The organism is Acinetobacter sp. ANC_7634 (genome assembly GCF_056779875.1).
Genome location: NZ_JBWYIT010000018.1, coordinates 1 through 21,290 on the forward strand (window position 1 = coordinate 1; position 21,290 = coordinate 21,290).

The following is a 21,290-nucleotide window of genomic DNA, read 5'->3' on the forward strand; positions in this document are numbered from 1 at the left end:
GTGAACAACTCAAACAGATTTCGATTCCTGTATTGATTATTGCAGGTCAACAAGACCCTGTGACCACTGTGGCAGATGGTCAGTTTATGCAGGGCGCGATTGCGGGTAGTCAACTTGTTGAGATTAATGCTTCGCACATTTCGAATGTTGAACAACCACAGGCGTTTAACCGAGCTGTGGCTGAATTTATTCAGGCTTAAGTTCGGAACAACTCAAACCTGAACTCAGGAAACATCACTTGTCACGGGTGACTCATCTTGACGCTTTGCCAGATTGCTCCACCAGTCTGGCTTTTTTTTTCACAGTAATTAGACCATGAACAACGACAATTAAATATCAGTCTCGTGATTCCTTAAAACGGCGATAGTTATGTCATAAGTGATTGAAACGATTTCACTCATCATTCTCAAAGATTCAGATGATTCTTCTAATTTTATCTTAAATCAATTGTTTAAGTAAATTTTTAAAGCGTTGTTTTAGAAGCTAAAATCCGCTTAATTGTGCCTATATCATAGTTTCTATTACCCAATTATGATCAACAACGATTAGTCGTTAGTATTTAAATTAAAAACCCATCACCTAGATGATGGGTTAATTGTTGATGTCTCAAGATTTAGATTAATACGCCCACTGGATGAGCAATCGAAATAGACCAGCAATCAATAATAGACTTAAAAAACCACCGAGCCATAAAACAATAAACCACCCTGCTTGATTCAGTTTCATTATCATTCTCCTCAGTGATAACCTTCGTCACCAACACGAACCTTGTCTCTAAATACCCAATAAGATAAAGCGGTATAAAACAATATAATTGGGATTAGAATGAGTGCACCAATGAGAGCAAATAATTGACTACTTTGAGGTGCAGCAGCTTGCCAAATCGTTACACTTGGCGGAATGATATTAGGCCATAAACTAATTAAGAAGCCCGTATACGCAAGAAATACCAAAGCCAATGTATAGATGAAAGGCGCAAACTCCTGACGACGTTTACAAGCTCTGAGCGCTAGGAAAGTGAAAATCAATACCAGTATTGGTACGGGACTGAAATACCACATTTGTGGCTGACTAAACCAACGCTGTGCAATATCGTCATGTACAAGGGGAGTATAAATACTGACAGCGCCAAATATTAGAAATAACGCGATCATAAGCTTAGGCATCAGACGGTACATATGATCTTGTACACGCTCATCCGTTTTAAAAATTAACCATCCACAACCGAGTGTCGCGTATAACACAACAACGCCTAAACCTGTAAAGAGTGAAAATGGAGTGAGCCAATCCAGACCACCACCCGTGAACACACCATTGGTCGTCTGAATTCCTTGAATATAAGCGCCTAAAATCACACCTTGTAAAAATGAAGCTAAAATTGAACCCCAAATAAATGCTTGGTCCCAAAGTGCCTTAGTCCGATTAGCCTTAAAACGAAACTCAAAAGCGACTCCACGAAATATAAGCGCGATCACCATTAAGGTGATGGGCATATATAATGCAGACAACACAGTCGAATAGACCAGTGGAAAAGCGGCAAATAAACCAGCTCCACCAAGTACCATCCAAGTCTCATTGCCATCCCATACGGGTGCTACAGTATTCATCATGACATCACGCTCTTGGCGATCTTTCACAAATGGAAATAAAATACCAATTCCCAAATCAAAACCATCAAGAACGACATAAATCAACACACCTAGTGCGATGATCACAATCCAAATCAATGATAAATCAATCATTTCAAATTCTCCTGATCATTCACCCTGTTTGATGCTTCAAGTTGTTGTTCATTATCAATGGTACTCATCGGGCGTTTAGACGCTCGGATCACTTCGCCATCTGAATGTGGTGTTGAATAAATAAATTCTGGTCCTTTTACCATCATTTTCAACATATAAAAGATACCGATACCAAATACGATGCAGTACACCACAACAAAAATAATTAGCGTCAGCCCAACCTGTTCCGCAGAGACAGGAGATAACGCATCTTTCGTACGCATTACGCCATAGATAATCCAAGGTTGACGTCCCACCTCTGTGGTAAACCAGCCTGCCAATAATGCAATAAAACCTGAAGGCCCCATCCACAAAGCAAACTTGTGCAACCATTTAGAATCATAGAATTTGCCTGTCTTACGTAGCCATAGACCAAATACAGCCAGTAAGATCATGAGCATGCCCATACCCACCATGATTCGGAAACTCCAAAAAACGATGGTTGAATTAGGTCGATCCTCAGGAGCGAATTCTTTTAAGCCTTTAACCTCACCATTAAGAGTATGTGTCATGATAAGGCTACCCAGATTTGGAATACCAATCGCATATTTAGTTTCTTCAGCTTCCATATCTGGAATACCAAATAGATACAACGGCATACCATGATCTTTATTGGTTTCCCAATGACCTTCGATTGCAGCTAATTTAGCAGGCTGATGTTCTAAGGTATTCAATCCATGTAAATCACCCACGAACATCTGTAGTGGAGCTAAAGCAAGGATCATCCACATTGCCATCGAGAATGACTTTTTAACTAACGCATCACGGCGTCCTTTGAGTAGATGCCATGCAGCAGTTGCGGCAACCAATAAGCCTGAAACCAAGAAAGCGGCCAGTGCCATATGCGCTAATCGATAAGGAAAGGATGGGTTAAAGACAATCGCGAACCAATCTTGAGGAACGATTATTCCATTTTCAAATGCAAAGCCTTGAGGTGTTTGCATCCAGCTATTAGAAGACAGAATCCAAAACATGGATATACATGTTCCTATTGCCACCATTAAGGTTGCAAAAAAATGCGTCTTTGGTCCAACTCGCCCCCAGCCAAACAACATGATACCGAGGAAACCAGCTTCTAAGAAAAACGCACTGAGTACTTCATAAGTTAGCAATGGTCCAGTGACACTACCAGCTATACGTGAAAATTCACTCCAGTTGGTTCCAAACTGATAGCTCATCACCACGCCTGAAACGACACCCATACCAAATGAAAGTGCGAATATTTTTATCCAAAATTTAAACAGATCTCGATAAACAGGATCATTCGTTTTAAGCCAACGCCATTCGAGCACAGCCAAAAAACTTGCCAATCCAATCGAAATTGCTGGAAAGATAATGTGAAATGAAACAGTGAATGCGAATTGAATACGCGCCAATTCGAGCGCTGTTAGTCCTAGATCCATGACGTCACCTTATCGTTGAGTTTTGTGGTGAATGTTGTTCCTCACTGAGTTTAAAACTACAGTTAGAATTACATTGTAGATGTCATGTATCACTCCGATAACACGCGATTTTAAATTCACTTTTTTGAGGATGAGTGAATACCGTCTGTTGGCTACAGACTGTTTAAAGATTTTTTTCATAATATTGAACTCTACATAAATTGATTAAGATCAAAATGATCCAAGGTTTAAATCAATTAGAGTCCAAAAGGTGGCGCTCGGCCTTGAGGCAGAAGATAGAGCTTCTGTAGAGAAAAATAGACGTGCCAAAAAGAATTGCGGTAGAAGCTCAACTTAACTTGTAAGCGATCAAAAATTTCTTTTACACCAAAATCAAATGGTAAGACGAGGTCTCCATACACAGTACAATATTGGCATTGGTGAGTAATTTGATTATGGTCGTGATGATGTTCGTTTTCACTCAAATGGTGGACGAGATCGTGATAAGTCTCATGAACATGCTGATGGCGTTCTGGAGAAAGTAAATTATGCATAATAGACATGCATACCGGAGCGACATGAAATTTCTCCGGTAAGATCGGTTGTAAATAAACCGCTAGTTGTAATAACACCGTTGCAAATGCAATGATGAGTCCACTAGATCTTAGCAAAATTTCCTCTCAACTCTTTTCGATAAAGAGTGTTTAGAAACATAGAAAAAAAATCAAGTTAATAACCGACTAGGCTGATCAACTTTCATACTTAACTATACGCCTATTGAACTTGTTTTTAAAGCCTTTTTCAATTTTATACATAACATGTATTTATAATATCTATAAAAATTAAAGTAGCTAAATTTTATGATTTGAAAAAATTTAAAGGGATTTTCAAATAAGATACTCCATTGTGTTCAGTGGGCGGAAATTTGCCACCGTTCATATTGATTTGAATGGCTGGTAAAATGAGCTTTGGCATCCCCAATGTCGCGTCACGGCTATTGCGCATTTCCACAAAATCATTCTTTTTTGAATCAATTCGAATGTGTATATTCGATTTTTTTTGCGTTCTTATATCCGTTTGACACATATATTGGTGTCGATTTACTGGTAAATAATCGTGACATAGATATACACGCATATGATCAGGCAGTTGATAAAGCTTCTGAACTGAATCAAATAATTCTGCTGCACTGCCCCGTGGAAAATCACAACGTGCTGTACCATAGTCTGGCATAAATATAGTATCACCCACGAAAACTGCATCACCTATCACATAACTAAGACAAGCAGGTGTATGACCAGGTGTTGGAATGTTGTAGGCTTCAATTTCTCCAATTTTGAAACACTCATGATCTTTAAATAAATAATCGAATGGTTGCTGTCCGTTTATTGCCTTAATATCCAATTGATAAATTGAGCCAAATGTTTCTTGTACAATTCCAATATGATGACTCATGGCAATTTTGCCACCCAGCTTAGATTTTAAATATTGCGCAGCGGTCAAATGATCAGCATGCACATGTGTTTCTAAAATCCACTCAACCTTGTAATGCTGTTCATGTATGTATTGAATAATCTGGTCAGCATGTTCCGTCGTTGTTGTCGCAGAAACAGCATCAAAATCTAAAACACTATCGATAATGGCACAACTTAATGTCACAGGATCAGCCACGACATAACTAAATGTATTGGTATTTTGATCAAAAAAATCTTTAATTAGCGGCTTAATTTGATCTTGAGTGGCATCTTTCATCACTAGTTTCATAATTATGCTCCCATCCATTTACGGTGAATCAAAACTCCTATCAACATCGCAATCACAAAATAGAGTGATTGATAATGCCCTAAACCAATCAATGTTAATCCTGGTGCTGGACAGATGCCTGCGATGCCCCAGCCTATCCCAAACAAGCTAGCACCTATAATGAACTTGTTATCAAGCTGATTGCTCTTTGGTAGATCAATAGTCTCATTGAATAGAGTTAAAGGTTTTTCACTTCTGGTTATGATCTGAAAGGGTATGAATGCCACGACAATGGCACCCATCATGACAAATGCCAAACTTGCATCCCACTCGCCAAATAAATCAAGAAAATTAAGAACTTTTTCAGGGTTCGACATCCCAGATAACATGAGCCCCACGGAAAAAAGTGAGCCAAACAAAAAAGCAAAAAGGTTTTTCATTTAGAATGCTCCTGTGACATGCCGAATTATATAAACCGTTATAAAGCCTGTCACCATAAAGCTCAGTGTTGCCACAATAGATCTTTTGGACAATCTACTTAAACCACAAATGCCATGCCCACTTGTACAGCCAGAACCTAAACGTGTTCCAAATCCAACAAAAATACCTGCCATGATCATCATGAATGGACTTGCTTCGAGTTCAATTTCAGGCTGAACCCAAATACCATAGATAAAGGGTGTGATGATGAGACCCAGTAAAAACCACAATGCTGGTGTTTTGAAAACTGTATGCGGATTTAGTACTTGACCGATTAAACCACTAATCCCTGCTATTCGACCATTCACACATAAGTATCCAACCACAGATAAACCGAGTTGTGCTCCACCTAAAAAAGCAATCACAAAATCATGCATAACAATTTACATATTTACAATATATTTTTTTATATTATATAATTTTGAAAAATAATCAAGATGATTTAACATACGCATCCTTCTGTTTCAAAGGAACATCCTATGCCGTCTGATGTTGAATTCAATCAAATGGATTTTTCACAAGTTGATCAAGTCAGCGATCGACTTAAAGTCCTGTCGAATCCTGATCGCTTAAAGATACTTTGTATTTTAGTAGATGGTGAATTGAACGTTCAGGAAATTGAGAATCGAACTCAAATTTTTCAACCCACGCTTTCACAACAGTTAACCGTATTACGTAAAGCTGAAATGGTGGTGACTCGTCGTGAAGGTAAACAAATTTTTTATCAAGTGAGTGATCCTAAAGTCCTCACCATTATGCAAACGCTTTATCGCTTATATTGCGATCCTACTTCATAATCTTGCAATTCTTTCAGTTGTGGATATGAGACTCAAATACGATCATATTCTCCATGCAAATGACCATGTATTAAATTTTAAAGTTTTGTATTCAAGAGTACTAAAGTCCAAAAAATTCTATTTTTCAAAAACTTCTTGCAAGTCTTTTGCCATTCCTTGCATAGACTTGAACTCTCCTTGTTGATTTTTCCATACCATAGCTGGCGTGGAAAAAAATCCATATTTATCCATGAGTGACTCGTTATAGTCGATTTTTTCATGTAAAGATTTTGATATATTTTGCGTAACAACTAATCGCTCTTTACCTTTCTTTTTATTGTAGTCATTAAATACTTTAGCAGGATCACTTGAGTTAAGTATGGTGACAATCTGCCCTCGACTTTCTTCTCGAATCACACCAACTTGTATATGTCGAAGTTGAACTTTTCCCGAGTTTACCCATGGTCGTGCAGCTTCCCAAAATTGATGGCAATATGGGCAGTTAGGATCTGAAAATACATAAACAACGCGTGCTGCTGTATTTTCACCATCTTGAATCCAAGTCGACTTTTCAATGCTCTTCCATACATCATCTAATACGGCGTCTTTGACATGTGTATTTAATGCTTCAATAGAAATATTTTCACCTTGAGCATTATATAAATCACCCATAATGTAATATTTCTGATCTTTAGAAATAAAAACCGTGCCTGGATGTTGGTTCATATGCCCTGCCCATCTTGTCATACCTGCTGGTGCTGGAATTTCTTTTACAAACTCAAAGCCCTCTGCTGAAATCTGCTTTTTTAAATCCGCATAACTGACGCTACTTATTAAAAATACGCTAGACAACAATATTAATTTATTTATATCTTTCATAACCTTTAGCTCTACTCAGCTGTCATTTTAATTAAATATTCTTGCAATTTTGCAGCGCTTAACTCACCCATATGTCTATCCACCAATTTACCTTTTTCATCGTAAAACAATGTAGTTGGCAAGCCAAAACTATTGCTCTGCTTGGGCATTTCCCCATTTACATCAAGTCTGACATTTTTAAAGTTGAAGCTGTGTTTTTGTAAATAGTTTTGAACCGTTGTGATATCTTCACCTTGATTGAGCATCACAAAATGAATATTGGGATGAACCTTTTGTGCTTGAAAAAGTATTGGCATCTCTCTATGACATGGCGGGCACCAACTCGCCCACAAATTAACGACTGTAGGCTGACCCAAAAAATCTGTGAAATACCCTTCATTCTTATTTTCACTATGATCAGTTGGGAGTATCTGAAAACTTAGATCAGGATAAAAACTTTCAACCTTGTATTGAGTTTTTATCATTACGCCAATCGCTACCCAAAATAAAAACACCCCAACTAAAATGATCTTCATTTTTGTTCGTAAGCTTCGATTGAGAATGATATAGCTTAGCCCACCGAAGAATAATCCACTCCATAAGCTAAATCCTTTATCTTGGATTTTGAGTATATCTAAAGGATTTGCAATATAAGTCTCCCAATAGAACATAACAAAGATGACTCTAGCGGCAACTGCTCCAATAATGATGCTTGTCCACACTGAATCTTTACTGATTTTGACTTGGGTATCTGTCCATTTATAGTGATGACCTAAAACATTAATCAGCATACTGATGAACAGTATCCCACTGAATAGAATCAATAAAACCCATGGAAACATGAGTGATCCAAGTTGAATCCCATCAAATGAAATCATTACTGAACCATCCCGACAGATTGTTCCTGTAATCGATTTAATAACTGTGTTGTAGTAAAAGTACCAGTCAAACGCAGATCACGTATTTCATCATGTTGCGTATTTAAAAAAATAAATGTTGGCGGACCTAAAATTTGCCATTTTTTTAACAGTTCATCTTGGCTTGGTTCAAAATGAGTGAGATCTAATTTAATTAAAACCAACTCATTGAGTTTGGCTTGAACATCTTCACGTGGAAGTACCTCTTTTTCTATTGGTTGACATGCAACACACCAATCTGCGTAAACATCAATTACTACGGCTTTACCTTGATTTGCTTTCAAAACATTTGAAAGCTGCACGGCAGAGTTGACTTTATGCCATGTATGCAATGTTTTGGCCTGCGTTACAAGCGAGTGCGTATACCCTTGCTGCACATAATTCACTCCTAAAAACATCATGCCAAGACTGAGTAATATGATGATGCTTTTAACCACTATTTTTTCGACATAAGGTCGCATTTTCCAGAGTAAATATACAGCGAATCCAAGAAGTAAAAGACCCATCAGAATTTGATAAATACTGGTTGGAATAAGTGGCCGTGCAAAATAAATGGCCACAAGCAACATCACGAAACCAAAACAGACCTTGAGTCGATCCATCCATACCCCAGGTTTAGGTAAAAAATGCGTCCCGAAAACTGCCGCAATAAAAAGCGGCAAACCAATCCCAATGCCCAAAACAAAAAGATAAGTCGACCCTAATAAAGGTTGGTTCATCTGTGAGACAAATATTAATGCTCCAGCCAATGGAGCACTCATGCAGGGTCCAACAATCAGTGCAGAAATCATCCCCATGAGTCCTGCACCGATCAATGTTCCACCTTTTTGTTTTTGTTGCCAAAGATCTAAGCGTTGTAATATTCCTTGAGGTAAAGAGATTTGAAATGCACCGAAAAGATTAAGGGCAAAAGTAATAAATAGGAGACAAAAAATACTAATGAAGATCGGACTTTGCAACCAACGCTGAAAACTATAGCCCAGTTGAGAAACAACGAATCCCATTAACGCATAAACGATAGCCATCCCTGTGACAAAAATAAAAGCTATTATCGCGGCACGATAACCTCTGTGATTTTGCACAAGAATGCCTGATAAAATCGGAATTAAGGGCAATGAACAAGGCAAGAATGCCAACAATATTCCAAGTCCTAAAAACACCAATAAATTAAGCCATACACTTTGTTGAGAGAGCAAATTTAAAAAAAATTGATCGTTGTTCCATACACTCGAAAAGCTCGCTGGCCTATTCAGATTTTCTTTAGATAAATTTGCATCTAGTGTGGATTGATCCTCACTGATTAAATTATTTTCCCCAAATTCGGTTTTATCTCGCTCAAGCGCAGTAGCGTTAAAATTTTTACGATCTGAGACTGTATTATTATCCTTTGAAATGAGTTGTGTTTCTGTTTTTGGTGAAGCATTTTCTTGTACATCTCGAGTATTTACAACTCCATTAGATGCCGCTGAAATTTCTTTGAGATTTAAAACTTTCTTAGCTTGTGTAGTTTGCTGCGCTGGGAATAAACCTGTGCTGTCAGTTGTTATCGTTGTTCTTTGAATCGGATAACATAAACCACTTTCAGCACATCCTTGCCATTGAATCTTAAATTCTTGATTTGGTTTGACTGGAATATTGCTGATTACATCCTGATAATGTACTTGGGTCATACCAAAGTTTGGATCATCTTTCTCTTTTGGGCGTGGTAGAGATAACTTTACAGGACCTTGAATGTCTGAAACTTTGATTTGATCATGATAGAGATAGTAACCATCTGCGATCTTCCATTTTAGTTCAGCTTGATGATGACTGACTGATACTGCCTCAAATTGAAATGCTTGATCTGGTGGTAGAAAATCTGCAAATGCAAAACTACTCACCAAAGAACCAAGCAATAAACTACCCTTAAACCACTTATTCATATTGACTGTATCAGTTCCTGTCTAGTCGTTCAAAGTTCAAAGAATGAATTAAGAAAGCGTGATAAAACAAATGCCGCTTCAACACCAATCGTCACTCGAGATCGCTCATACATTTGTACTCGCACTAACATGAACTTTATATCGCAAAAAATCTCATTATTCCGTTGGAATTCTTTAAATATTTCTGTTGATCACCTTGGCACACCGTTTGTGATTGAGACTTTACTCGAACCACGAAAGAAACCCTCATTTGATTCACCGAGTACTCAACATCAAGATTAATCATTCTTTCAAAATACGATGCGATTGAATGACGGGTACTGAAAACTCAAGTTCAGGTTAAACATCTTTGAAATTGAACGAATTGATACTTATATTGATTGAAGACAAAATAAGTTTAGATGAATTTATTTTAAAGTGTTCTGTTGTATCGATTGGCTAAGATAAGCAGCATGCGTATATTAATGATGCTCAGACCTTGTCAAAAATCAAACAGGCCTTATAACACTGTGATCAAAAAAATTCGTGGTTTAAAAATCATATAATTAGCCCACTCAAATTTAATTAAAATACCCAACGACAATATGTGTGAATTAAATCACAAAATACACCAAATCAACATGTAAGAAAAACTTCACAATATAAGAATTAATTTTTAATAACTTTGAATGAAATTACAAAATATTTCGTTATGAGTTATTTATCAATATTCAACTAAAATAGTGAGAATTTATTCTCATATTAAATTAAATTCAAAAAAAGAATCACACTTAAATATTTAAAGAAAACAATAATAAAACATAAAATACTGATTTATATATACTATTAATTTTAATAAATATTAATCCAATCACAAATAATATAATAAAAATATAATAAAATACAAAATATATATAAATAAAATAATTCATCTAAACAACAAAATAACAAATAAAAAAATATTATTGTGACTCAAATCTCATTATAACCACCATGATATTAATTCGTTCAAATTAATAATTAAAATAATGTTTGTTTAATTAATCTAAATATTGAACAATAATTAAACATGAAATCTAGCTATTAAAAACCAAGCTAGATCTCAAATAATATCCCATCATTAAGGTGTAATTATGAAATCCTTCGCGTTTGGTATTATAAGTTCAATTGCATTAATCTCGACTGGCTGTGTTTCAACCACATCATTAGGCACTGTAGCTTCCGAACGCAAACAACTCATGATTATTCCGGAATCAGCTTGGAATAAAATTTCAAATCGTAGCTATAATAAATTTGAAAAGAAAGCGAAGACTAAGTCTTTATATCTTGAAGATCCACGCTTAAATCAAATTTTGGCACGTTTAATCCCACATGCTAATCAATATTTACGTGAAGGTCGTCAACCAATTCAATGGCGAATTAACGGTGTGCTCAGTAGCAAACCGAATGCCCAATCCTTTCAAAGTGGGCAAATTGTTGTTAATTCGGCTGTATATATGTTTGAAAACTTATCAGATGATGAATTAGCCACTCTAATTGCGCATGAAATGGCACACATTATCCGTAATCATAGTCGTGAAAAGGCTTCTCGTTTCGCAGCAATGAATTTGGGTCTAATGGGTGCAACCATGGGAACTGGGGCTGCCATCGGGCTTGCAAGTGGTTTATCTGGAAATCAAACCAATATGTCTCATCGCCGTCATCTAGAAGAAGAAGCTGATTTGATTGGTTTAGATTTGATGGTGAGAGCGGGCTACAATCACAATGCAGCACTCTCATTTTGGGATAAATTCGAAGCAAATCTCAACAAACGTAAAATGAATAAAGATCAATCAACTTTGTTTGCAAGTCATCCGAGCAATGACCAACGTAAAGCATTCTTAACTGAACAAGTTATGCAGATCGAGATGTATCAAAAGGATGTCAACCTTACTGCATTACGATAATTTAGTATAAATAATAAAGCCCAACGCTATGTTGGGCTTTCTCATTTATGGATCAACAAATAAATCGACCATCAATTCCTCATCTGATGGCTCAACTCGATATTTTTCGAAATCAGTTTCACCTTTCTCTCTTAATATCTCTTCATCGATCATCATACGACCCGTGATCGAACGTTTCTCACTCGTCAAGATTGCATACGCTGCATCAGCCATGATTGCCGGTTTCCGAGCCTTGCTAAATAACTCACGTCCACCGAGAGAAAATTCTATCGCTGCAGTTGCAATAATGGTTCTAGGCCACAAGGCATTAACACTTATTCCATAACGTTCGAATTCTTGATTCATTCCCATGGTCAACATACTCATACCATATTTACTGATGGTGTAAGGAGAATGAACCGCAAACCACGTTTCTTTTAAATTTAAAGGTGGAGAGAGACTAAGAATGTGTGGATTTTGACTTTGTTTTAAATAAGGCAAGGCAGCTTGACTACAGACCATAACGGCGCGAGTATTAACTTGATACATAAGATCAAAACGATTTGGATCAAGCGTTTCAACCCCACTCAAATTAATCGCACCAGCATTATTAATGAGGACATCTATCCCACCAAAATGTTCAGCAGCCTGTTTCATTGCGGCTGCGACAGCATCTTGATCTCGTACATCAAGTTGGATAGCTAATGCTCTCCCACCAGCTGCTTCTATTTCTTTTGCAACAGAATGAATCGTACCACTGAGTTTCGAATGTTCAGTGCTCGTTTTTGCAGCAACCACAATATTTGCACCATCTTTTGCAGCTTTAAGTGCAATCTCACGACCGATACCTCTGCTTGCACCTGTAATGAACAGTGTTTTTCCTTGTAGTGACATAATCCCTCTGTGTTATTTTGTTTTTGAGTATTCAATGTACAAAAAAAAAGCACTTATGCAAAATTTCTTTATGAACCTCTAAGTCGTAGAAGCATACATTTTGCAATTACAAAATTAGAATTATTTTGATAGCATGCTAAAAAACATAAATAACATTCTGTTTTTATTAATTTTTCAAAAACCAACTATAGTTGCATTTTGTGCCAAAAAATCAACTTTGATTTTCAATCTTATTTTGTGTGAATTTAAAAAAGTGAAAATCGCGCTCATACGACTATTATTATGCTGAGATAAAAAAAAGCCCAAGGAGGAGTACAATCTTTGGGCTTAGTAAACTGAATATTTACATTAAAATAATATACCTAATTGATATAAAATAGAAAGCACTAATTTATTTTTTTAATATTATTTTAAAAATATTTTTATAATCAACAATATAATTAGATTAAGAAGTATAATTTTCTAAGATTTAACTTTGTCTATCTCGTATCAACTGCGTTGATGCAATATTTTCGTAAATTGTTTGCTGCAATTGATCTCTAAATTCAATCAAATCTTGTTCTGTTTTGATATTTGAGATTGATTGTCGTGGTAAAAATTTGAAATAGAATGGGACTCTTTTAGGAATAATATTTTTGGGTATTGAAGGCAAGACATCACCTTGACGGAGTATTTTTCCAATTTTAGGTACAGCTAAAAGCTTTTTAAACCACTTTTTTTCAAGCAAATAATTGGCATCAAGTGCCAAATCGAATACTTCATCACCACCTACAGCTACAAAAGGTGCAATGTCGTAGTCAAATTCTTGAGCTAACTTTAAGAATCCATAGCGTTCTTTCCATATGAGTTGATATTCTTCCCCTTTGCGCTTTACGACCTCACGCCCACCACCTGGAAACACTAGGATAGAGTATCCTTGTTGCATTGCATCTCTGGCGTATTCTCTTAGACCCTCAATTGCACCCATTTTATGAACCATATCTTTCCAATACGGTATTTTGAAATGAATGTGATCACCTAAACTCACAATTTTAATTTTGTGCTCTGTATATAGATAATCAATCAATATTGGCGTATCAAATACACCATAAATTGTATGATTACCCACATACATGGCAGGTCGATCAGCATTGAGATGTTCAACACCAAGAAAGGTCGGTTTAAAATAAAAACGTTGCAACAAACTACCATATCGGATCATTTTAGAATGGTGTTGGATTTGCAATGCTTTATTTTCCATTGAACATCTCTTTATATAATTAAGCTACTCGCTTCTGAACCAGTATTGAACCAACAGAATAACCCGCGCCAAATGAACATAATACACCGTATTCACCATCATTCACTTGATCTGCAGTTCGGTGTAACGCAATGATGACCCCAGCTGAAGAAGTGTTTGCAAACTCGTCTAAAATGATTGGAACTAAGTCTGGATCTGCTTCAGCAGCAGCTTTACCCACAACCAGCTTTAAAATTAACTCGTTCATGCTGGCATTGGCTTGATGTAACCAGAAACGTTTAACATTCGTCGGTTCGATTTGGTTTTTCTCAAGTTGCTTTGTAATCATTTTCGCAACCAATGGGCATACTTCTTTAAACACTTTACGGCCATCTTGACGGAAGCGTTTATCATCCGCATTGGTTGTTTCACTTGGATTCAAGAAACCAAAATTATTACGAATGTTATTAGAGAATTGCGTAAACAATTGCGTATCTAAAATTTCGAATCCAGTTTTAGAATCTGTATCTTCAATAATTGAAGCTGTCGCTACATCACCAAAAATGAAATGACAATCACGTGAACGATAATCTGTATGACCTGATGTGATTTCCACATTGACCAAGAGCACACGACGAGCACCAGACTTGATCGCATCATAAGCTTGTTTTAAGCCAAATGTTGCAGCAGAACAAGCAACATTCATATCATAAGCATAACCTTGAATGCCTAATGCAGTTTGAATTTCAATAGCAACCGCAGGATATGCACGTTGCATATTTGAACAAGCCAATATTACAACATCAATGTCTTCAGCAGTTACACCGGCATTTTCCATTGCTTGTTTTGAAGCGATCACACCCCACTCAGCTTGAAGTGAAATTTCATCATCTGATCGTTCTGCTAAGTTTGGACGTAAACGATTAGGATCTAATACGCCTTCCTTCTCTACAACATAACGTGCTTTAACACCTGAAGCCTTCTCAATAAATTCTGCACTTGAACCACGGCGTGCTTCGATTTCGCCCGCAGCAATTTTTTCAGCATTCTCTTGATTAAACTTTTCTACATAAGCATTTAAACTTTCAACCAATTCTTCATTGGTGATGACATGTTCAGGATGGAATAAGCCAGTGCCTGTAATACGAATGCCCATGCAAAACTCCTTTTTTGAGTAACTCAATATTTCAAATTAAAGCTATATTAACTGATTCCGAGACGTTCCCATACTTTTTGAATACGGTTTGGCGAAATTGGCATCTTGGTTTTCATCGGTTGAGAGAATAATGAGATTCTCAGTTCTTCAACCATAAAATATAACTCTTTCAATTTCTGATCATTTTTATATTTAAATAATTTATCCATCCAAGGATCGACTTGAGCAATCGCATCATCATCTCGTTTGAGATTATGAGGCAAACGATCAATCCTGATCAATAAAGCTTTAAGATAGCGTGGAAATTCAATCCACACGTCTACAGATTTACTATAAGCAAAATCCGCTAAACTCATTAGATCAAGTTGATCTTCAATATCATCGATATTTTTACCAAATACATTGGCATCAATCATCATCAACTCGCGTCGAATTTGTTGCCATTGTACATAAATGTCATTAAAGGCAGCCAAGACCTTTTGACCATGCGTCAAGAAAGACTGCTTAACAGCTTGTAAAATGGTTTGGAAATCTTGCGCATCTACAGGCTCTTTCTCTAAAGCCATTTGCAATGTTGCGTAAACTAACATTTGTTCTAACTGAGCTTTATCACCCAAAGGGGAATAGGCTAATGCGAGTGGTTTAGAGATTTGTTTTTTAAGCTGTCGAATCAAATCACCTAGCTGCATATGAATCAGGCGAATAATACCAGCACGATGATGGCGTATTGCTTCGTGCTGATCATTAAACGTTTGAATGACAACACCTGACTCATCCTTTTGCTCAAGCTTAGAAAATTCCTTGCTTGGTACAAGTGCTTGATATTGTTTGACGACGACACCTGTGACTTTTTGCGATGCTTCAAACACAAAATGCTCAGGGAAAGTTTGATACTCACCTTTTAACTGCTTGACTGGACTATGCGTTTCAGTACGACAGCGTGCTTTTAATTCAGATAAATCGCGACCTTGCTCAATCACTCGTCCTTTTTCATCGATGACTTTTATGAGCGGTAAAAGATATTGTTCAATTCGATCTACATTAAAATCTTTTTCAGTGATCTGTTCACCTCTCAATTGAAAAGCTAAAAAACTAAAAATGTGCTTTTGTAAATCTTGCGCATCTATTTTGGACATCAGTTTACGCGCAGTATCTGGTATAGGTACCAAGCCACGACGCTTATCTTTTGGAAGAGCTTTTAATAGTGCTTCAATTAAATCAAGACGCCAACCTGGAATGCCCCATGACCATAAGTTTTCATCTACTTGTGGCAGGGCCTGTAGTGGAATCTTGACCGTCGCACCATCTTCATCATGACTTGGGTCAAATCGATAACTTGCCGCTAAACGAAGGTCCCCATTACGTAAGTAATCAGGGAACTGTTGGGTGGTTGGACGATCGTTAAGCCACAAAGCATCGTCATCGATGAACAAATAACGTGGATTTTGAGGCTCAACTGTTGCACGCCAATCTTCAAAACTACGCCGACTCGCTACATCTTCAGGCACTTTTGCTGCATAAAACTGATAAATCGTCTCTTCGTCTACCACCAAATCACGACGTCGCAATTTGTCTTCAACTCGCTCAACTTCTTCTAGTTTAAGCAAGTTATGTTTTAAAAATGGTGGTGTAATCCCCAGATGACCCGTCGTTAAAGCATCGCGAAGAAAAATTTCATGCGCCGCAGTTTGATCGACCTTTTCATAATTGATTTGACGCTTAGGTTCAATAATCAAACCAAACAGTGAAATTTGATCATATGCGTTAACTACACCTGCTTTTTTCGACCAATGCGGTTCAAAGTAATGATGTTTCACTAAATCACGTGCAGCTAGCAAAATCCACTCAGGCTCAATTTTTGCCAGTGTTCGTAAATACACCTGAGAGGTTTCTACCATCTCAAATGCCATGACCCATGGTGTATTGGTTTTGTGTAAGGTTGATGCAGGAAATATACGTGCCTTTTGTTGACGCACTGCCATGAATACATTGCGTTCATCTGTTTTATTTGCAATGAATGACAATAGTCCCGTGAGTAAAGCTCTGTGAAGATTTTCGTAACTGGTTTTCTTTTCATTAAAAGAAAGCTTTAAGCCTTGAGCAAGATCAACCAGTTGCTCATGTGTTTTTTTCCATTCTCTCAAGCGTAACCAACTCAAGAAATGATTACGTGCAAATGTGCGACGCTTATTTTCACTCATCTCCCGATTTGCAACCAACGCATCCCATAATTTGAGATAGAACAAAAAGTCAGAATCGGCTTCACGAAATAAGGCGTGCTTCTGATCCGCTTGCATTTGTTTATCAGCAGGACGCTCTCTTGGATCCTGAACAGCTAATGCAGCCACGATAATCAATACTTCATTGAGTGCCCCAAAATGAGCACCACCCAAAATCATACGTGCGAGTCTTGGATCAATTGGCATTTTTGCCATTTGTTGACCAATTTTGGTGAGAGAATCACCTTTGCCTTGAAGTCCACCTTTATCTAAAGATGAGGCTGTTTTAGTCGCAAGAGAAGAATTTCTCTTTTCCGTCATCGCCCCGAGTTCAATCAGCAATTTACGGCCATCATTGACGAGACGATGATCAGGCGGTTCAATAAAGTCAAAATCTTCGAGTGTTCCAAGACCTAAACTCTGCATCTGCAAAATAACAGATGCCAAATTAGTACGTTTGATTTCTGGTTCAGTAAATTCGGGACGACTTAAAAAGTCTTCTTCTGAATACAATCGAATACACACACCCGGTGCAATACGACCACAACGACCTTTACGCTGATTGGCTGCTGCTTGAGAAATCGCTTCAATCGGTAAACGCTGAACACGCGAACGGTAGTTATAACGAGAGATACGTGCAAAACCACTATCAATGACGTAACGTATGTTTGGAACGGTCAATGCAGTTTCCGCAACGTTGGTGGCAATAATGATACGCCGTCCACCACCAGCAGGATTAAAAATCTTTTGTTGTTCAGATAACGCTAGTCTCGCATACAAAGGTAGAACTTCTGTATGACGAGGTCCATGTTTGATTAAAGTTTCCTGTAGCTCACGAATCTCTTGTTCCGTACTGGCAAAAATCAAAATATCTGCGTGTTCAGGATGACCTTTTTCCTGTGCATCTTTGAAACATTCTTCAACAGCTGATACTACTGCGCGCGGTAGGTTTTCTTCAAAGTCATCAAACTCATCATCATCACTCCCTACAATACTCATTTCAGAGATAGGACGATAACGCACTTCTACAGGAAAACTACGTCCTTCAACCTCAAAAATCGGTGCGTTATTGAAGTAACTTGAAAAACGATTAACGTCTAAAGTTGCAGATGTGATGATGACTTTAAGATCTTTACGACGTGGCAAGAGCTGTTTTAAATAGCCCATGATGAAGTCAATATTGAGCGAGCGCTCATGTGCTTCATCAATAATAATGGTGTCATATTTGGTTAAGAAACGATCATGAGCCAATTCAGCCAGCAAAATACCATCTGTCATTAAACGAACGATAGAGTCCTGTGAACCCTGTTCGTTAAACCTTACTTTAAATGAAATAGACTCACCGAGTTTTTCACCCACCTCTTCTGCAATACGTTGCGATACACTGCGCGCAGCTAATCGTCGTGGCTGGGTATGACCAATTAACCCTGTTAAACCACGCCCCGCAAGCATGGCTATCTGAGGAAGCTGAGTTGTTTTACCTGAACCTGTTTCACCCGCAACGATAATGACCTGATGTTTTTGAATGGCCTCAATCAATTTGTCTGCATATTGGGTAACAGGTAAATCTTGATTAAGTTTGATATTAGGAATGCGTTGAATACGCTGTTGTACTTTTAAATTTGATTTTTCAAAAAGTTCTTGATATTGCTTTTCATTGGCATCTTTTCCTTTGCGTAGTCGATTTAAACGATGAAGATCTCGTGCCATCACCATTTGTTCTACATTTAACCCTATCGTTGCCAAGTTTTAGCCCTATATCAATTACGAAACGCTTTATTCTACTCATTTTCAAAGATTATCCCAAATCTGAATCGGACTATTTTTTTAGATTAAATGAGAATATAAAGCTTAAAATGATCTTATGTTGAAATAGAAACAAGTCAGCCGCGTTATGTGACAATTCATACAATTTTTGAAATTTTCATGTGGCTTTTTATATTTTTGAAAAACTAAATCTAAAATAATGATGGTTTTTTTTATATTTACCCTTGAATTTTCACTTCAGTGTCTTCATGTTGGTAGGCATGTGAAATTTTCTCATCCTGTCACGAATACATCATTTTGATGTGTTACAAGGAAGACAGATGACAAACTTAAATGGCAATCAATTTACATAATTCGGTTTTTCCGATTTTTGTAATGTAAAAATACCATTTCAGCACAGAACGAAAGTTCGATACTCTAATTGAAAATTAAAGACTAACCTCAATCATGGAGACAATGATGAGCTTAATTAATACTGAAGTTAAACCATTCGCAGCTACAGCTTACCACAACGGTCAATTTGTAGACGTGACTGAAGCTGATCTTAAAGGCAAATGGTCTGTAGTATTTTTCTACCCTGCTGACTTCACTTTCGTTTGCCCAACTGAACTTGGTGACCTTGCTGACAACTACGCTGAATTCCAAAAATTAGGCGTGGAAATCTACGGTGTTTCTACTGACACTCACTTCACTCACAAAGCTTGGCACGACACTTCTGACGTAATTGGTAAAATCCAATACCCATTAATCGGCGATCCAACTTGGACTCTTTCTAAAAACTTCGAAGTTCTAATCGAATCTGCTGGTCTTGCTGACCGCGGTACTTTCGTAATCGACCCAGAAGGTAAAATCCAAATCGTTGAAATCAACGCTGGCGGTATCGGTCGTGATGCTCAAGAACTTCTTCGTAAAGTTAAAGCAGCTCAATACGTTCACGCTCACCCAGGCGAAGTTTGCCCTGCTAAATGGAAAGAAGGCGATGCAACTCTTGCTCCTTCAATCGATCTAGTTGGTAAAATCTAATTTATTAGATAGCACTAAAAAAACCACGCTTTGCGTGGTTTTTTTGTGTTCAATCCATCAAATTCTCAATCACCATCAATTCCGCGTAATCATCAATAATCCACACCCAATATTCAGCGTCATCGTGCAAAAATCAGGATCAGCCTTAACATCCTTTAAAAAACTTTGTATTTCAGCAGCATGGGAAATCACTTTATCTACAAGTATTACGCCATGTTCAGGATGTAGTACTTTTTTTAAATATTGCCAATAATCAGGATATGCATGTCGATTCGCATCTAAGATAATTAAGTCATACACATCGCCTTCATTAATTAATAAATCAATTGCATCACTGCTGATAAAATCAATAAGGTGACCTAAACTAAACTGTTTGGCGTACTGAGTCGCAAGTGCTGTTCTTTTTGAGTTTATATCAACCGTCGTCACTCGACCCTGACGATCCGAAACCGACTCCGCCATCCATAATGTTAAATATCCTGTCGAAGTTCCTATTTCAAGAATTCGTTTAGAGGTCTGGATCTTAATAAGCATCGAAATATAATGGGCAGATTCTGGTTTTATATTTCGATATCTCAGATCGCGATCAGTTTGATATGCATCATGTTGAATTAACTGCTGATATAAACTTTGCATTTGACTTAGAAATTCAGCATTCATGACATATTCTCATTGAATCGATTTCTATAAACTAATCAAAGATAAAGTCTTTACTATGACAATCATCATAATTTTTGAATCAATTTAAAACGTTCAATTTCACGATCATCATCTTCTAGATAAATACTTTCCGTAAACATCGTTAATGGCCTTACCCATATTGAATAATCTCCATAAAGGCATTGATAGACCACAAGCTTTTCTTGAGTTTCACTATGCGTCGCTACATGAAGAACCTGATAAAGTTGTCCTTTATAGTGTTTATAAATACCTCTTTCTAAGGTCATAATTGGTCCTCGCTCATATCTATTACAATAATTTCAATGTAAATATCTGAATTTAAATTGCTTTTATACTTGAAAATTCAAGTTTTAACTCAATATTTTCATACATCAACATCAATGATATTGATAAAATTTATTTTTCCGATTGAATTTATAAAAACAAACTGTTTTATCTATTCAATCAATTATCTTAGTATACCTGTATCGAATGAATTATTACTCCTTTGGAGACGTTAGCAATGTTAGATCAAAATACTTCAGCTCAATTAAAAACGCTTTTAGAACGCCTTGAAGGTCCAATCGAA

At 37.1% G+C, this 21,290-nt stretch carries 20 protein-coding genes; 4 read left to right on the forward strand and 16 right to left on the reverse strand.

All coding sequences use genetic code 11. The annotated features are described in order from the left end of the window. The coding region (locus AC1M9A_RS13955; protein ID WP_481610438.1) for an alpha/beta fold hydrolase at nt 1-200 on the forward strand (200 nt) is incomplete at its 5' end. A 418-nt stretch (nt 201-618) separates the two neighbouring features. Here the strand turns inward: AC1M9A_RS13955 and AC1M9A_RS13960 are convergent. From AC1M9A_RS13960 to AC1M9A_RS13990, 7 genes are all read right to left on the reverse strand, one after another. Next, nucleotides 619-726, reverse strand: a complete 108-nt coding sequence (locus AC1M9A_RS13960) for a DUF2474 family protein (RefSeq protein ID WP_155757002.1) — start codon at nt 724-726, stop codon at nt 619-621. An 11-nt stretch (nt 727-737) separates the two neighbouring features. Beyond that, entirely contained in the window at nt 738-1,742 is a 1,005-nt protein-coding gene (gene cydB, locus AC1M9A_RS13965) for a cytochrome d ubiquinol oxidase subunit II (RefSeq protein ID WP_180028990.1), read from the reverse strand. Next, on the reverse strand, nt 1,739-3,184 hold the full coding sequence (locus AC1M9A_RS13970) for a cytochrome ubiquinol oxidase subunit I (protein WP_481610439.1): 1,446 nt from the start codon (nt 3,182-3,184) through the stop codon (nt 1,739-1,741). The genes cydB and AC1M9A_RS13970 overlap by 4 nt, the downstream gene beginning before the upstream one ends. A gap of 236 nt (nt 3,185-3,420) precedes the next feature. Next, nucleotides 3,421-3,834 carry a DUF2946 domain-containing protein gene (locus tag AC1M9A_RS13975; RefSeq protein WP_092768857.1) on the reverse strand — a complete coding sequence of 138 codons (414 nt, stop codon included), beginning with the start codon at nt 3,832-3,834 and terminating at the stop codon, nt 3,421-3,423. Nucleotides 3,835-4,021: 187 nt separating this feature from the next. After that, nucleotides 4,022-4,915: an MBL fold metallo-hydrolase gene (locus AC1M9A_RS13980; protein WP_481610449.1), complete on the reverse strand. Its 894-nt coding sequence runs from the start codon at nt 4,913-4,915 to the stop codon at nt 4,022-4,024. Between the two features lie 14 nt (nt 4,916-4,929). After that, nucleotides 4,930-5,346 carry a DUF6691 family protein gene (locus AC1M9A_RS13985; protein WP_481610440.1) on the reverse strand — a complete coding sequence of 139 codons (417 nt, stop codon included), beginning with the start codon at nt 5,344-5,346 and terminating at the stop codon, nt 4,930-4,932. Further along, nucleotides 5,347-5,763, reverse strand: coding sequence for a YeeE/YedE family protein (locus tag AC1M9A_RS13990; RefSeq protein WP_481610441.1), 417 nt, complete (start codon nt 5,761-5,763; stop codon nt 5,347-5,349). Nucleotides 5,764-5,865: 102 nt separating this feature from the next. Here AC1M9A_RS13990 and AC1M9A_RS13995 point away from each other — a divergent pair, with 102 nt between their 5' ends. Beyond that, the gene (locus tag AC1M9A_RS13995; protein ID WP_481610442.1) at nt 5,866-6,183 is read left to right on the forward strand and encodes a metalloregulator ArsR/SmtB family transcription factor; all 318 of its coding nucleotides are present in this window, start codon (nt 5,866-5,868) and stop codon (nt 6,181-6,183) included. 117 nt (nt 6,184-6,300) lie between these two features. On the opposite strand, the gene dsbG is transcribed toward AC1M9A_RS13995, so the two are convergent. Genes dsbG through dsbD form a run of 3 tightly spaced genes read right to left on the reverse strand, consistent with a single transcriptional unit; the run spans nt 6,301 to nt 9,859 of the window. After that, nucleotides 6,301-7,032 carry a thiol:disulfide interchange protein DsbG gene (gene dsbG, locus AC1M9A_RS14000; RefSeq protein ID WP_481610450.1) on the reverse strand — a complete coding sequence of 244 codons (732 nt, stop codon included), beginning with the start codon at nt 7,030-7,032 and terminating at the stop codon, nt 6,301-6,303. 20 nt (nt 7,033-7,052) lie between these two features. Next, nucleotides 7,053-7,898, reverse strand: a complete 846-nt coding sequence (locus AC1M9A_RS14005; RefSeq protein WP_481610443.1) for a prolipoprotein diacylglyceryl transferase family protein — start codon at nt 7,896-7,898, stop codon at nt 7,053-7,055. Next, nucleotides 7,898-9,859: a protein-disulfide reductase DsbD gene (gene dsbD / locus AC1M9A_RS14010; protein WP_481610444.1), complete on the reverse strand. Its 1,962-nt coding sequence runs from the start codon at nt 9,857-9,859 to the stop codon at nt 7,898-7,900. The genes AC1M9A_RS14005 and dsbD overlap by 1 nt, the downstream gene beginning before the upstream one ends. A gap of 1,112 nt (nt 9,860-10,971) precedes the next feature. Between dsbD and AC1M9A_RS14015 the strand changes: the two genes are divergently transcribed. Then, nucleotides 10,972-11,784, forward strand: a complete 813-nt coding sequence (locus AC1M9A_RS14015) for a M48 family metallopeptidase (RefSeq protein ID WP_180028996.1) — start codon at nt 10,972-10,974, stop codon at nt 11,782-11,784. Between the two features lie 45 nt (nt 11,785-11,829). Here AC1M9A_RS14015 and AC1M9A_RS14020 read toward each other — a convergent pair whose 3' ends face one another. The 4 genes from AC1M9A_RS14020 to hrpA all read right to left on the reverse strand — a co-directional run bounded on the left by AC1M9A_RS14020 (nt 11,830) and on the right by hrpA (nt 18,967). After that, the gene (locus tag AC1M9A_RS14020) at nt 11,830-12,657 is read right to left on the reverse strand and encodes an SDR family oxidoreductase (protein ID WP_481610445.1); all 828 of its coding nucleotides are present in this window, start codon (nt 12,655-12,657) and stop codon (nt 11,830-11,832) included. A 469-nt stretch (nt 12,658-13,126) separates the two neighbouring features. After that, entirely contained in the window at nt 13,127-13,897 is a 771-nt protein-coding gene (locus AC1M9A_RS14025) for a lysophospholipid acyltransferase family protein (RefSeq protein ID WP_481610446.1), read from the reverse strand. Nucleotides 13,898-13,916: 19 nt separating this feature from the next. Then, a complete protein-coding gene (locus AC1M9A_RS14030; protein WP_035270185.1) occupies nt 13,917-15,032 on the reverse strand; it encodes a beta-ketoacyl-ACP synthase III in 1,116 nt (371 codons plus the stop codon). A gap of 47 nt (nt 15,033-15,079) precedes the next feature. Then, nucleotides 15,080-18,967 carry an ATP-dependent RNA helicase HrpA gene (hrpA, locus tag AC1M9A_RS14035; protein WP_481610451.1) on the reverse strand — a complete coding sequence of 1,296 codons (3,888 nt, stop codon included), beginning with the start codon at nt 18,965-18,967 and terminating at the stop codon, nt 15,080-15,082. Between the two features lie 510 nt (nt 18,968-19,477). On the opposite strand from hrpA, the gene ahpC reads away from it, so the two are divergent. Continuing rightward, nucleotides 19,478-20,041, forward strand: a complete 564-nt coding sequence (gene ahpC, locus AC1M9A_RS14040) for an alkyl hydroperoxide reductase subunit C (protein ID WP_035270191.1) — start codon at nt 19,478-19,480, stop codon at nt 20,039-20,041. A 75-nt stretch (nt 20,042-20,116) separates the two neighbouring features. On the opposite strand, the gene AC1M9A_RS14045 is transcribed toward ahpC, so the two are convergent. Next, nucleotides 20,117-20,701 carry an O-methyltransferase gene (locus AC1M9A_RS14045; protein WP_481610447.1) on the reverse strand — a complete coding sequence of 195 codons (585 nt, stop codon included), beginning with the start codon at nt 20,699-20,701 and terminating at the stop codon, nt 20,117-20,119. Nucleotides 20,702-20,766: 65 nt separating this feature from the next. Beyond that, nucleotides 20,767-20,988, reverse strand: coding sequence for a DUF1653 domain-containing protein (locus AC1M9A_RS14050; protein WP_481610448.1), 222 nt, complete (start codon nt 20,986-20,988; stop codon nt 20,767-20,769). Between the last annotated feature and the right edge of the window lie 302 nt (nt 20,989-21,290).